Annotated in this window: 12 protein-coding genes; 11 read left to right on the top strand and 1 reads right to left on the bottom strand. The window is 46.4% G+C overall.

From position 1 onward, the window contains the following. Positions 1-29: 29 nt before the first annotated feature. From ftsW to lpxC, 9 genes are all read left to right on the top strand, one after another. Positions 30-1265, top strand: coding sequence for a putative lipid II flippase FtsW (ftsW, locus tag ICN47_RS06405; protein WP_255538952.1), 1236 nt, complete (start codon positions 30-32; stop codon positions 1263-1265). Beyond that, entirely contained in the window at positions 1262-2335 is a 1074-nt protein-coding gene (gene murG / locus ICN47_RS06400) for an undecaprenyldiphospho-muramoylpentapeptide beta-N-acetylglucosaminyltransferase (RefSeq protein ID WP_216219060.1), read from the top strand. Before ftsW ends, murG begins: the two co-directional genes overlap by 4 nt. Next, complete coding sequence (murC, locus tag ICN47_RS06395) at positions 2332-3768, top strand: UDP-N-acetylmuramate--L-alanine ligase (protein WP_216219059.1); 1437 nt, start codon at positions 2332-2334, stop codon at positions 3766-3768. The genes murG and murC overlap by 4 nt, the downstream gene beginning before the upstream one ends. Then, a complete protein-coding gene (locus tag ICN47_RS06390; RefSeq protein ID WP_216219058.1) occupies positions 3761-4765 on the top strand; it encodes a D-alanine--D-alanine ligase in 1005 nt (334 codons plus the stop codon). The genes murC and ICN47_RS06390 overlap by 8 nt, the downstream gene beginning before the upstream one ends. After that, complete coding sequence (locus tag ICN47_RS06385) at positions 4762-5619, top strand: cell division protein FtsQ/DivIB (protein WP_216219057.1); 858 nt, start codon at positions 4762-4764, stop codon at positions 5617-5619. Before ICN47_RS06390 ends, ICN47_RS06385 begins: the two co-directional genes overlap by 4 nt. Positions 5620-5628: 9 nt before the next feature. Continuing rightward, a complete protein-coding gene (gene ftsA, locus ICN47_RS06380) occupies positions 5629-6858 on the top strand; it encodes a cell division protein FtsA (RefSeq protein WP_216219056.1) in 1230 nt (409 codons plus the stop codon). 48 nt (positions 6859-6906) lie between these two features. Continuing rightward, on the top strand, positions 6907-8238 hold the full coding sequence (ftsZ, locus tag ICN47_RS06375; RefSeq protein WP_216219055.1) for a cell division protein FtsZ: 1332 nt from the start codon (positions 6907-6909) through the stop codon (positions 8236-8238). Between the two features lie 113 nt (positions 8239-8351). Next, positions 8352-8852 (top strand): peroxiredoxin, encoded by a 501-nt coding sequence (locus tag ICN47_RS06370; protein ID WP_216219054.1) that lies wholly within the window; start codon positions 8352-8354, stop codon positions 8850-8852. Between the two features lie 30 nt (positions 8853-8882). Further along, the gene (gene lpxC, locus ICN47_RS06365; RefSeq protein ID WP_216219053.1) at positions 8883-9797 is read left to right on the top strand and encodes a UDP-3-O-acyl-N-acetylglucosamine deacetylase; all 915 of its coding nucleotides are present in this window, start codon (positions 8883-8885) and stop codon (positions 9795-9797) included. Between the two features lie 24 nt (positions 9798-9821). On the opposite strand, the gene ICN47_RS06360 is transcribed toward lpxC, so the two are convergent. Continuing rightward, complete coding sequence (locus ICN47_RS06360) at positions 9822-10325, bottom strand: hypothetical protein (protein WP_216219052.1); 504 nt, start codon at positions 10323-10325, stop codon at positions 9822-9824. A 53-nt stretch (positions 10326-10378) separates the two neighbouring features. On the opposite strand from ICN47_RS06360, the gene secA reads away from it, so the two are divergent. Continuing rightward, positions 10379-13138 carry a preprotein translocase subunit SecA gene (gene secA / locus ICN47_RS06355; RefSeq protein ID WP_216219051.1) on the top strand — a complete coding sequence of 920 codons (2760 nt, stop codon included), beginning with the start codon at positions 10379-10381 and terminating at the stop codon, positions 13136-13138. A 162-nt stretch (positions 13139-13300) separates the two neighbouring features. Continuing rightward, positions 13301-13759, top strand: coding sequence for a (2Fe-2S)-binding protein (locus ICN47_RS06350; protein WP_216219050.1), 459 nt, complete (start codon positions 13301-13303; stop codon positions 13757-13759). The last annotated feature ends 6 nt before the right edge of the window (positions 13760-13765 follow it).

Raw genomic sequence — 13765 nt, 5'->3', positions numbered from 1 at the left:
TAAGAGAAAAAATCTTTCCTGAAAACCGGATGGGTTTAAACCGTTTCTGGAATTTTTCTCGTGGCGGAATTCATAATTTCCGCAGTGGCTTAAGAGATGCCGTCTCTGGCGTTGAGCAAACCCGTTCGCGCATGATGGACTATGACCAATTATTAGTATGGGCAGTCTTATCATTGGCTCTGATTGGTTTAGTGATGGTTTATTCAGCCTCCATTACCTTGGCTGATGGACCAAAGTATGCAAACTACAGTAGTAACTTCTTTCTCATTCGTCACTTGATTTCTCTGGCGATTGCTGTGGGTGTGGGGATTTGGGCATTTAAAATTCCTACAAAAGTATGGGATCGTTACTCGCCAGTGATTTTTGGTTGCACTGTGCTGCTTCTTATTGCCGTCTTGATTCCTGGAGTGGGTAAGGGTGTGAATGGCGCTAAACGCTGGATCCCCTTGGGTCTGATGAACTTCCAGCCTTCCGAGCTCATGAAATTTGCAGCGGTGATCTTTGCTGCAAGCTATACCGTGCAACGCCAAGAATATCTTCACTCTTTTGTGAAGGGCATGTTGCCTATGGGTATTGCAGTTGCCTTGGTTGGTGGTTTGCTGATGGCAGAACCAGATATGGGTGCCTTTGTGGTGGTGGCATTGATAGCATTTGGAATTCTATTTTTAGGCGGCATTAATGCCAAATTATTCGGCGGTCTCATTGCGGTTGGCTTAATGAGCGGCGCTACGATGATTGCTTTATCTCCCTTCCGTCGCGGCCGTATGTTGGCGTTTATGGATCCATGGCAGGTAGATAACGCCGCAAATAAGGGATATCAGTTAACGCACTCTCTCATGGCATTTGGTCGTGGAGAATGGTTTGGTACAGGCTTAGGCGGAAGTGTTGAGAAGCTCCATTATTTGCCTGAAGCACATACTGATTTCATTATGGCGGTGATCGGTGAAGAGCTTGGCTTCGTTGGCGTCGTCGTCATGATCTTCCTCTTTTATTGGATCGTGCGTCGTGCATTCATGATCGGTCGTACGGCTTTGCAATTGGACCGAAGCTTTGCAGGACTCGCTGCAAAAGGGGTGGCTATTTGGATTGGCTGGCAAGCCTTTATCAATATGGGTGTGAATTTAGGCTTGTTGCCTACTAAAGGTCTGACATTACCATTAGTGAGCTACGGTGGTTCAGGCATATTGATGAACGCAGTAGCGATTGCAATGCTACTCAGAATTGATTACGAGAATCGCATTTTGATGCGCGGAGGGAAGCTGTGACAAGACCCTCTATTTTAGTGATGGCTGGAGGTACTGGGGGGCACATCTTCCCGGGCCTTGCTGTCGCTGAATATTTGCGGATCTGCGGTTGGAGTGTGTCATGGTTGGGAAACCAAAATGGCATGGAGTACCGTCTTGTGAAGTCTTGCGATTTTCCATTTGAGGCAGTTGATTTTGGCGGATTGCGTGGCAAGGGACTCAAGGCCAAGTTAATGTTGCCAATCAATTTAATGCGCGCCTGTTTCCAGAGCTGGAAGATTATGCGTCGACTAAAGCCAAGTGTTGTATTGGGTATGGGCGGATACATTACCTTCCCAGGAGGCTTGGTAAGTAAGTTACTAAAACGTCCATTGGTTTTGCATGAATCAAATGCAGTTGCAGGCAGCGCTAATCGTGCGCTCGCCAAAATTGCAATGCGTGTCTTAACAGGCTTTCCAAATACGATGAAACCTGCCGAGTGGGTAGGTAATCCAATTCGTCAAGAATTTGATCATGTGCAAGCGCCTGCTTTACGTTATGAGCAGCGTCAAGGACCCTTATCGATTCTGGTGGTGGGCGGTAGCTTAGGCGCTACAGCCTTAAATGAGAGTATTCCCGCTGCACTAGCTTTGATTCCTCAGGAGCAGAGACCTACCGTTATTCATCAGGCGGGTGATAAGCATTTAGCCGATTTGCAAAATCGCTATGCAAAGTTAGGAGTTGTAGCTGATATTCGTCCGTTCATTGACGATATGCCGTCAGCGTATGCACAGGCAGATTTAGTAATCTGCCGTTCTGGTGCGATGACGGTATCCGAGTTAGCTGCTTGCGGAGTTGCCTCCTGTTTAATTCCTTTTCCGCATGCGATTGATGATCATCAAACTGCGAATGCCAAATTTTTATCTGATGCAGATGCTGCCATTTTATTGCCGCAGCAATATCTCAATCCACAAGATTTAGCATTAATGATTCAAAACCTCAATCGTGCCGATTTAAAAGAGATGGCATTGCGTGCTCATGCTTTATCTAAGCCACATGCCACTCAGCGTGTAGCTGAGGTATGCGCTAATTGCGCAGGAGTAGGCATATGAAACATATCGTTCAACAAATTCATTTTGTAGGTATTGGCGGCGCTGGTATGAGTGGCATTGCCGAGGTCTTGTTGAACTTAGGTTACCAAGTATCGGGTTCGGATTTGGCGGAGAGCGCCACCACTAATCGTCTTCGTGAATTGGGCGCTGTCATTTATATAGGACATGATCCTAAAAATGTCGGAACAGCAGAGGCGGTAGTGATTTCAACTGCAGTTGCTGGTAATAATCCCGAAGTCTTGGCTGCACGTGCTGCGAAGATTCCTGTAATACAGCGAGCTGTGATGCTTGGTGAGTTAATGCGTCTGAAGCAGGGTATTGCGATTGCTGGGACACATGGTAAGACCACTACCACCAGTCTAGTAGCTTCAGTATTGGCAGAAGGGGGATTAGATCCAACCTTTGTGATTGGTGGGAAGTTAAATTCTGCCGGCGCTAATGCGCGCTTGGGGCAGGGTGACTTTATTGTGGTCGAGGCTGATGAGTCTGATGCTTCTTTCTTGCAGTTATTCCCGGCAATGGAAGTGGTAACCAATATTGATGCTGATCATATGGATACCTATCAGCATGACATGGCTAGATTAAAACAGGCATTTGTGCAATTTATTCAGCGCATGCCTTTTTATGGTGTTGCTGTGCTCTGTATTGATGATGCCAATGTGCGGGACATCATTCCATTTGTTTCTCAGCCGGTTCTACGCTACGGTATATCGGATGATGCGGACATCCGTGCAAGTAATGTTCGTGCGGATGGAACACAAATGCATTTCACAGTAGATCGTCGTACGGTGCGTCGTCATGGTAATAAACCAGGTCCACTCAATATCACCCTCAACTTACCTGGTTTGCACAATGTTCGAAATGCTTTAGCGGCTATTGGTATTGCAACTGAGTTGGGTGTTGGTGACGAAGCAATTCAAAAGGCCTTATCTCAATTTGGTGGCGTAGGTCGGCGCTTTCAGCGACATGGTGATATTGCCTTGCGTTCAGGTGGAAGCTTTACCTTAATTGACGACTATGGCCATCATCCTGTTGAGATGGCCGCAACTTTAGCTGCAGCACGAGGTGCTTATCCAGAGCGCCGTTTGGTGCTAGCGTTCCAACCTCATCGCTTTACGAGAACACGCGATTGTTTTGGTGAGTTTGTGCAAGTCCTAAAGAACTTCGATGCTCTTGTGCTTACAGAAGTCTATCCCGCTGGCGAAGCCAAAATTCCAGGTGCCGATGGTAAGAGTTTGATGAAGGCAGCGCTTGTTGAAGATAAGCAATCGACATCATCGCTGGATTCAAATGCCGTGATGTTTGCAGCAAACGTTGCTGAGATGCCAGAAAAGTTAAGTCAAGTTTTAAAAGATGGAGATGTATTGATTACGATGGGTGCAGGATCTATTTCGGCTTTGCCAAACACTTTGGTGGAGGCAAAAAATGTCTAAACAGTTGATGGATTGGGGGCAGCGTGTTCAGGCACAACTATCTAGTTTAGACGTCAAGTCTTTGGGTCGAGTGGGAGTCCTTTTAGGGGGTCGCTCAGGCGAACGTGAAATCTCCCTCATGTCCGGTAATGGAGTATTAGAGGCACTCCTATCTAAGGGTGTTGATGCCCATCCTTTTGACACGGGCTTGCGTTGCCCAACTGAATTGGCCGGTGAAAAGTTTGATCGGATATTTATTTCCTTGCATGGTCGTTATGGTGAGGATGGAACTATCCAAGGTCTATTAGAGCTCCTGAATGTGCCTTATACCGGCAGTGCAGTATTGGCTTCAGCTTTAGCGATTGACAAAATTGCCACCAAACAAATTTGGCTGAGCAATGGCTTGTCTACGCCAGAGTTTGAAGAGCTCACTGCTACAAGTGATTGGAATGCAGTAGTCAAAAAATTAGGACTACCGTTGATTGTGAAGCCTGCGCATGAGGGTTCATCGCTTGGTCTTACTAAAGTGAAATCAGTCGATGAGTTACCAGATGCCTACCAATTAGCGGCTGGGCTAGATAAAAAAGTCATTGCCGAGACTTGCATTATTGGAGATGAATTAACCTGCCCATTAGTAGGTCAAGGAAATACGGCAGAGGCTTTACCGGTCATCAAGATTATTCCGCCACAAGCCAATTACGATTTTCATAATAAGTATTACTCAGACGAAACTAAATATCTTTGCCCTACGGGCTTCAAACCAGAAGTTAATGCCCAGATCCAGGCTTTAGCTCTCGCGGCTTACAAGGCTTTGGGATGCCGTACCTGGGGTCGTGCTGATGTGATGTTGGATGAAAAGACTGGCAAGCCCTATCTCTTGGAAATGAATACCTCTCCAGGAATGACTTCACATTCCCTGGTGCCTATGGCGGCAAAAGCAGCAGGTGTTGGCTACGCAGATTTAACCCTCTGGTTATTGAGCCAAACCTTAGAGCAAAAGGTGGGATTTAAGGGATGAATAATTTCATGGACCGGTTCGGCGAAATTTTCGCCATGCTGATGTCTCCACTCTGGAATCACCCAGAGCGGATGCAAAAGCTGAGCCGTTTCTTGATGCGTTGTTTCGCAGTCATGCTAGTGATTGGGGTTTTAGTCTGGCTCAGTCAGCGCCCCGTCTTCGAGTTAAAACAAATCCAAATTGAACCCGTGGCCGGTCAAACCCTCAAACACATCAATAAACCCATTGTGAAGCAACAGTTTCTTGAAACTGTGCAGGGCAATTTCTTTAGTGTGCGATTAGAGGACGTTAAGCGTGGCTTTGAAAACATGCCTTGGGTACGTCATGCCAATGTTCGTCGCGTATGGCCAAACGGATTAGTGGTGAGTATTGAAGAGCAAAAGCCTTTTGGCACTTGGGGTGGTGCTGATAGCCATACCTTGATGAATACGCATGGCGAATTATTTTCTGGGCGCTCTTCCGAAATTGGTGATGATGTTCGCCTCATTGATTTTTATGGCCCAAGCGATGCCGGCAAAGAAGTGATGAGTCTTTATGACAAAGCCACAACCTGGTTTAAGCCATGGGATGTGGAAGTGAGAAGTCTTGCGCTGACGGAACGCTATGCCTGGCATGTGAAATTATCCAATGGCATGAAAGTGGAGTTTGGGCGAGATGAAGAAAGTTCTGACAAAAACTTAACTGAAGAACGGGTTGCACGCCTGTTTAAGTATTGGCCACAGGTTCAAGAAAAATGGGCGAATCGCGTTGATGCAGTGGACTTGCGATATGCCAATGGATTTGCTGTGCACTTGGCATCTGCCAGTGTAAAAAAGAATGACGTAGATGGTAAAAAAAGTGAGCAGAAGCAATGAGGAATTGGAATGAGTAAAGACAATCGCGATCTATTGGTGGGTTTAGATATTGGAACCTCCAAGGTGGTTGCCTTGGTGGCTGAATTGGCGCCAGATGGTCAATTTAATGTCGTAGGCGTTGGCCAAACCGCATCTAAAGGTTTGAAGAAGGGCGTCGTTGTCAATATTGAGGCGACTGTGCAATCTATTCAGAAGGCGCTTGAAGAGGCTGAGGTAATGGCAGATCGCCAAATCGTTCAGGTCTTTACTGGTATCGCTGGTAATCACATTGTGAGTTTTAACTCTAGCGGTATGGTGGCGATTCGTGACAAGGAAGTTGGTCAAGGTGATGTAGAGCGCGTACTTGAAACTGCTAAAGCAATTAATATTCCAACAGACCAGCAGATTCTGCATATTCTGGTTCAAGAATTCATCATCGATGGTCAAGAAGATGTGCGTGAGCCAATTGGTATGAGTGGCCTACGCTTAGAAGTGAAGGTGCATATCGTTACTGGCGCTGTGAGTGCCGCACAAAATATTGTGAAGTGTGTACGCCGTTGTGGCTTAGAAGTAAACGATCTCATCTTGCAACCTCTAGCTTCGAGCTTAGCGGTATTAACGGATGATGAGAAAGAGTTGGGCGTTGTTTTGGTCGATATTGGTGGCGGTACAACCGACATCGCGATTTACTGCCAAGGATCTATTCGTCATACGGCAGTTATTCCAATTGCAGGTGATCAAATCACCAATGACATCGCGATGGCGCTTCGTACTCCAACCATTGATGCAGAGGATCTCAAGATTGCTCATGGAATAGCCCGTCAAGAATTAGCTGATCCGACAACCATGATTGATGTGCCTGGCGTGGGTGATCGTGAGCCTCGTCCAATGTCTAAGCAGGCTTTGGCTGCGGTGATTGAGCCCCGCGTTGAAGAATTATTTACTTTAGTTAGAGGCGTGGTTCGTGACTCTGGCTATGAGGACATGGTCTCCTCGGGAATTGTTCTAACGGGAGGCACTTCATTGATACCCGGCATGGTAGAGCTTGCTGAGCAAGTGTTCTTACGCCCTGCTCGTATTGGTACTCCAGAGTACCGCGGTCATTTGCATGAAGTATTACGTAGCCCCAGATATGCCACCAGCATTGGTTTGCTGATGGAAGGTCAAGCGCAGTTATTGCGCGGTCGTCGTGTTTCTCAGTCAGGCGCGTTACAAGGGGTTATCTCGCGCATGAAGGAATGGTTTGCAGGGAATTTTTAAGTTTTTTCGTCGTCGTCAATGTAGTAATTTAATTACCTAGGAGGGTATATGGAATTTGAAATGTTAGATCAAGATACTGCTGGCAAAACCATTATTAAAGTGGTTGGAGTCGGTGGCGCTGGCGGTAATGCCGTTCAGCACATGATCCGTCGCGGAGTAAACGGCGTAGAGTTCATTTGCATGAACACCGATGCAGGCGCTTTGCAGCGTTCTGAAGCATCTGTGAATTTGCAACTGGGCTCTAGCGGATTGGGAGCTGGTGCAAAACCTGAAATCGGTGCTTCTTCAGCGATTGAAGCGCGTGAGCGTATTGCTGATGCATTGCAAGGTGCTCATATGGTGTTCATCACCGCTGGAATGGGCGGCGGTACTGGAACTGGTGCGGCTCCTATCGTGGCACAAGTGGCTAAGGAGATGGGTATTCTGACAGTCGGCGTTATTAGCAAGCCATTTGATTTCGAGGGCGTTAAGCGCTTGAAAGTTGCTGAGAACGGTGCTTCTGAGCTCGAGTCATATGTAGATTCATTGATCGTTGTGTTGAATGAAAAACTATTTGAAGTGATGGGTGAGGATGCTGAGTTTGATAAAGCCTTTGCTTGCGCCGATGATGTGTTGCATAACGCGGTTTCTGGTATTGCAGAAATCATCAATGTTCAAGGTCTGATTAACGTTGACTTTGAGGACGTAAAAACAGTAATGGGCGAGCAAGGTAAAGCCATGATGGGAACAGCAACTGTTTCGGGCATGGATCGTGCACGCTTAGCAGCAGAAGCTGCTGTAGCTTCACCATTGCTTGAAGGTGTTGATTTGTCAGGCGCACGCGGTGTATTAGTCAATATCACTGCAAGCCGTTCATTGAAATTGTCTGAGACTCGTGAAGTGATGGCTGCGATTCGTGGTTATGCAGCTGATGATGCAACGGTGATCTTCGGTACTGTATATGACGATAGCTTGGGTGATGCTTTGCGTGTAACAGTAGTTGCTACTGGATTGAATAATCCACAAGCCCGTCAAGCACATCAACCAGAAGTAGTGTGGAGACAGGCTACAGGTACACATGACGCAATGCCAACGATGGCCGATCTCAATAGCTTTGCTCCTGCCAGCCCATCGGCTGCAATGAGTAAGGTGGGTATGGACTCTGCTTTAGGTGCTAGTGCTGCCATGGCTGGAGGTTTATCTTCCGTGCCTGCGCAATCAGCTGGTGCTGGTAGTGTTGATTACAGCCAATATGATTTGCCACGGGTTTTTCGTAGCTCTCGTGAAGCGACTCCTGCGCCTACATTAGGTGCGGATAGCTCTCCTCAGGCTAAATCCATGTTGGACAAGGGGGCTGATTACTATGAAATACCAGCCTTTTTGCGTAAGCAAGCAGATTAATTGACTGCTCAATACAATAGGTAGTTGCGAAATGCCAGCGCGGGCGCCCCTCCGGACGACGAATCCCGCGCTTGCGTTGGCATACTAACGAACAACTAATTATTGGAGATGTCATGATTGCTGTTGGACAAAAATTACCTAACGCTACTCTTTATGAATTCATGAATGAAGAGAGCGAAGGCTGCTCCCTAGGGCCAAATGCATTTGAAGTTGAGAAGCTGTTAGCGGGTAAAAAAATTGTCATTTTTGCTTTGCCTGGTGCTTTTACGCCTACTTGTTCTGCAAAACACGTTCCTGGATATGTGGAGCACTACGATGCAATCAAAGCAAAAGGTGTTGACGAGATTTGGTGTATTTCTGTAAACGATCCATTTGTCATGGGTGCATGGGGTCGTGACCAAAAGGTCGGCAAAAAAATTCGCATGATGGGCGACGGCAGTGCAGAGTTCACTAAAAAAGTAGGCTTAGAGTTGGATTTAACTGCCCGCGGTTTAGGTGTGCGTTCAGATCGTTATGCCATGATTGTTGAAGATGGCGTAGTGAAAATATTAGATCGCGAAGCTCCAGGAAAATTTGAAGTAAGCGATGCTGCATCTATTTTGAAAAAGCTGTAATTCACATCCCCTGAATAGAGAAACATCATCATGATGAAGCAACGCACTATCGCTACTCCGGTGAAAACCGTAGGGATTGGCTTGCACTCTGGGCGTAAGGTAACGATTTCGATCAAACCTGCACACGTCAATTCAGGGGTTCAATTCGTGCGTGTTGATACACCAGAGCATTCGGTAGTTCCTGCCACTGCTCTGGCTGTGTGCGATACCCGCCTCGCCTCTGTGATTCAAAAAGATGGCGTTAGAGTCTCTACGGTTGAGCACTTGCTTTCTGCTTGTGCTGGCCTGGGCCTAGACAATCTCTTATTTGAATTAGATGGGGAAGAAGTTCCCATCATGGATGGTAGTGCTGCATCTTTTTTATTCTTAATTGAGTCTGCTGGCATTGTTGAGCAAGAAGCTCCACGTCAGTTTGTAGTGATTAAAAAACCAATCGAGGTTCGTGAAGGCGATAAGCTTGCACGCTTAGAACCATTCTTTGGATATAAGTTGGATTTCACCATCGACTTTAAACATCCAGCTGTAGATAAAACAGGCCAACGTTTCGTAGTGGATTTTGCAGAGCATGCTTACCGCAGTGAAATTGGCCGTGCTCGCACTTTTGGTTTTGCTCACGAAGTTGAAGCATTACGAGAGATGGGTTTAGCTCGTGGCGGCAGCTTAGATAACGCAATTGTTTTGGATGAGCATCGTATTTTGAATAACGAAGAACTTCGTTATGAAGATGAGTTTGTGCGCCATAAAATTTTGGATGCCATTGGCGATTTGTATTTAGTTGGCCATCCGATTGTTGGTGCTTATGTAGCTGAGAAATCAGGACACGCCCTAAATAACGCCTTGCTACGCAAGTTATTAGAAGATCCAAGTGCCTATGAAATTAGTACTTTCTCAGCCAATAAGGCACCTGAAGCTTATTCACAAGAGAGTCAGCCTCTCTTTTTCTGATAGATTCTTCCCGATTACTTAGGTTTACTTAGGTTTATTTTGTAGCAACTTCTCAACTGCCTTACGCAAACTTGAGTCAGGCGCCAATTTTTCAAGTAATCCTTGCCAAGATGATCTGGCTATTTCATTTAAACCAGTGGGTTTTCGTAGCGCTCCAGCATCGGTACGGGGTTTTATTTCCCGGCTTGCTGGCGCAGGCTTCACCTGCACCTTGATGGCGCTACAAACTAAGCCATTCTTCGCTAACTCATTGATTAAACTAGGTAAAACTTGTTGCAGACGGCTTGCAATGCTGGCGTTGCCGACGAGTAAAAACAACTCATTTTGGGTGCCTTGACGCCATCCAGATTCGATTTTTTGACTCAAGTGACCCAATTCGAGCGTGGTTAAGGCTCGCGCGAGGATGGACTTCAGCTTGGCTAGATCCTCGGTCTTAGCCAAAATGCCCCCCAAGCCCTCAGAATCCCGAAGGTAATCAACCCATTCATGGGCTGTTTGCTGACGTTTCGGTTTAGGAGCAAAGTTCATAAAAAAGGGGTTGCGGGTGATAAACTCAAGGACTTCATTTTCTTCAATATCCCATGGTAATCGGTCTTCTTAAAACCCTGGTCGGCAGTCGTAACGACCGCCTCTTAAAGCAGTATCGCAAAGTCGTTGCCAAGGTTGGCGCTTTTGAGTCCAGCCTTCAAGCTTTGGATGATGCTGCATTGGCCGCAAAAACTGAGCAATTTAAAGCGCGCTTAGCTGCGGGCGAGTCGCTGGACGACATCGCCCCGGAGGCATTTGCTGTAGTTCGCGAAGCCAGTGTGCGCGTTATGAAGATGCGCCATTTTGATGCCCAGATCATCGGTGGTCTAGCATTGCATCAAGGCAAGATTGCTGAAATGGGCACAGGTGAAGGAAAAACTTTAACTGCTACGCTTCCAGTATATTTAAATGCACTGACTGGTAAGGGTGTGCATGTAGTTACAGTAAATGATTACCTTGCTCAGCGCGATGCTGAGTGGATGTCCAAGTTATATAACTTTCTAGGAATGCAGGTAGGGATCAATCTTTCGCAGATGGATCACACTACTAAGCAAGCAGCTTACGCAGCAGATATTACCTACGGTACTAATAACGAATTTGGATTTGATTACTTGCGCGACAACATGGTGCAAGATTTAGGTCAACGCGTACAGCGTGGTTTAGCGTATGCCATCGTCGATGAGGTCGATTCGATTTTGATTGATGAAGCGCGTACGCCATTAATCATTTCCGGCCAAGCAGATGACCATACCGATCTCTACCTCAAGATTAATGCACTTCCCTCTTATTTAGATTTGCAAATTGGCGAAGAAAAAGCGGATGGAACTGGTGTTGAAAAGCCAGGTGATTATTGGGTAGATGAAAAGTCTCAGCAGGTATATTTAACTGAGCAAGGTCACGATAAGGCTGAGGCTGTATTAGTGCAATTAGGTGCTCTCAATGATGGCAACTCCTTGTATGCTCCGCAAAACATTACTTTGATGCACCATGTATACGCAGCCTTGCGTGCGCATTCCTTGTTCCACCGCGATCAACATTATGTAGTGCAAAACAACGAAGTCATCATCGTTGATGAATTTACTGGCCGCTTAATGCAGGGTCGTCGCTGGTCCGATGGATTGCATCAAGCTGTTGAGGCCAAAGAAGGCGTTCCGATTCAGAATGAGAATCAAACCTTAGCGACGATTACATTCCAGAACTATTTCCGCATGTACGGCAAGTTAGCTGGTATGACTGGTACTGCTGATACTGAAGCTTACGAATTTAAAGAAATTTACAACCTCGAAACGGTTGTGATTCCACCAAACAGAATTAGTCAGCGTAAAGATCGTCAAGATCAGATTTATAAGTCATCGCGCGAGCGTTATGATGCCGTGATTAAAGATATTGAAGATTGCTATGAGCGCGGCCAACCCGTACTAGTAGGAACTACTTCGATTGAAAATTCTGAGTTAATTGCGAAGATGCTTGATCAACGCAAAATGCCTCATCAAGTTTTGAATGCAAAACAGCATGAGCGTGAAGCGGAAATTATTGCGCAAGCTGGCCGCCCTAAGATGATCACGATTGCCACCAATATGGCTGGTCGTGGAACCGATATTGTATTGGGCGGTAATGTTGGTAAGCAATCCTCATTGATTGAAGCAGATTCAGCGTTTGCAGATGCAGAGAAGGCCGCAAAGATTAAGAGCCTTCAAGATGAGTGGCAAAGCATTCACGACCAAGTCTTAGCTGCTGGTGGTTTACATATCATTGGTACTGAGCGTCATGAAAGTCGACGCATTGATAACCAGCTAAGGGGTCGCTCAGGTCGTCAGGGTGATCCAGGTTCCTCACGTTTTTATCTTTCTTTAGATGATCCTCTTCTGCGTATTTTCGCTGGCGATCGCCTGCGCGCAGTCATGGAACGCTTGAAGATGCCAGATGGCGAGCCAATTGAAGCAGGTATGGTGACTCGCTCGATTGAATCTGCGCAACGTAAAGTGGAAGGCCGCAACTTTGATATTCGTAAGCAATTGTTGGAGTACGACAATGTTGCGAATGATCAGCGTAAAGAAACTTATCGCCTCAGAAATGAAGTCTTAGAGAGCAGTGATGTTGGTGAGTTAATTGCTAATCTGCGTGAAGACGTACTTCGTACAGTGTGCTCTGTATATGTGCCACAAGACTCCATGGAGGAGCAGTGGGATTTAGCGGGTCTTGAGAATGCCCTTGCAAGTGAATGGGGTCTCACGGTAGATTTACAGAAGTGGGTTGAAAGTGCTGAGACGGTGGAAGATGCTGAAATCCTAGAGCGTGTTCAGCAAGCTGCTAAAGCGGCATACGATGCCAAAGTGGATTTAAGTGGTAGAGAGTCCTTTGCTGGTTTTGAGCGCTCAGTGCTTTTGTATAGCTTAGATACTCATTGGCGTGAGCACTTGGCTGCATTGGATCATTTGCGCCAAGGTATTCATTTGCGTGGCTACGCTCAGAAAGATCCTAAACAAGAATATCGCCGTGAAGCCTTTGAGTTGTATAGCGAGCTCTTAGATGTAATCAAGAATGATGTTGTGAAAAGCATTATGACCGTGCAAATTCGAAGTGCTAGCGAGTTAGATCAGGCCTCTGAATCCATGAATGAGGATTTAGCTAAGCTATCTGACGTGCAATATCAGCACGCGGAAGCGGATGCTGCGATCTCCAATGCGCCAGATCTGGCTGATGTTGAATTAACCCCAGCACCTTTGCGTACAGGACCTAAGGTGGGTCGCAACGATCCTTGTCCTTGTGGCAGTGGCAAGAAATATAAGAGTTGCCACGGCGCTCTAGCGTAAATAGTTAGCCTCCGTCTCCGAGAGCCCAGTGAATGCTGGGCTTTTTTCTTGGTGAAATCCCTAGTAAATGATATGGGCAAGACATGAGTAAATCTGTCATGATTTGAGAGTGCTGCAAGGTTGAATTTATATTCGCAATAGAAAAAATCTAAGGGGGGTGATATGGCTATTTCTTTTAATCTCAATGGCAAAGCCGTTCGTTTTGAAGGGGACCCTGAAACCCCTATTTTATGGGTTCTTAGAGATCATATGGATGTAACGAGCCCTAAATATGGTTGTGGTGCAGCTCTGTGCGGAGCTTGTACTGTTCACCTTGAGGGCACTGCCATTCGCTCCTGCTCAACCCCGGTTTCAGCCGCAGCTAGCAAATCAGTTACAACCCTGGAAGGCCTACCAGCAAAAATGGGTAGCGCTCTTCAAGAGGCTTGGATTGAGTTTGATGTGCCACAGTGTGGATATTGTCAGACAGGGCAAATGATGTCAGCAGCTGATTTGCTAGCCAAAAAATCAAAGCCAAATTCTGAAGAGATAAAAAACGCAATGAGTGGAAACATCTGTCGTTGTGGAACTTATTCTCGGATTGAAAAAGCGGTTAAACGTGCTGCAGATAAATTGGCCTAAGGGGTA

It is taken from the genome of Polynucleobacter sp. AP-Latsch-80-C2, from assembly GCF_018882185.1.
Lineage (GTDB): Bacteria > Pseudomonadota > Gammaproteobacteria > Burkholderiales > Burkholderiaceae > Polynucleobacter.
The sequence above is the reverse complement of the archived record's forward strand: the minus strand, read 5'-3'. Positions and strand labels throughout refer to the sequence as shown.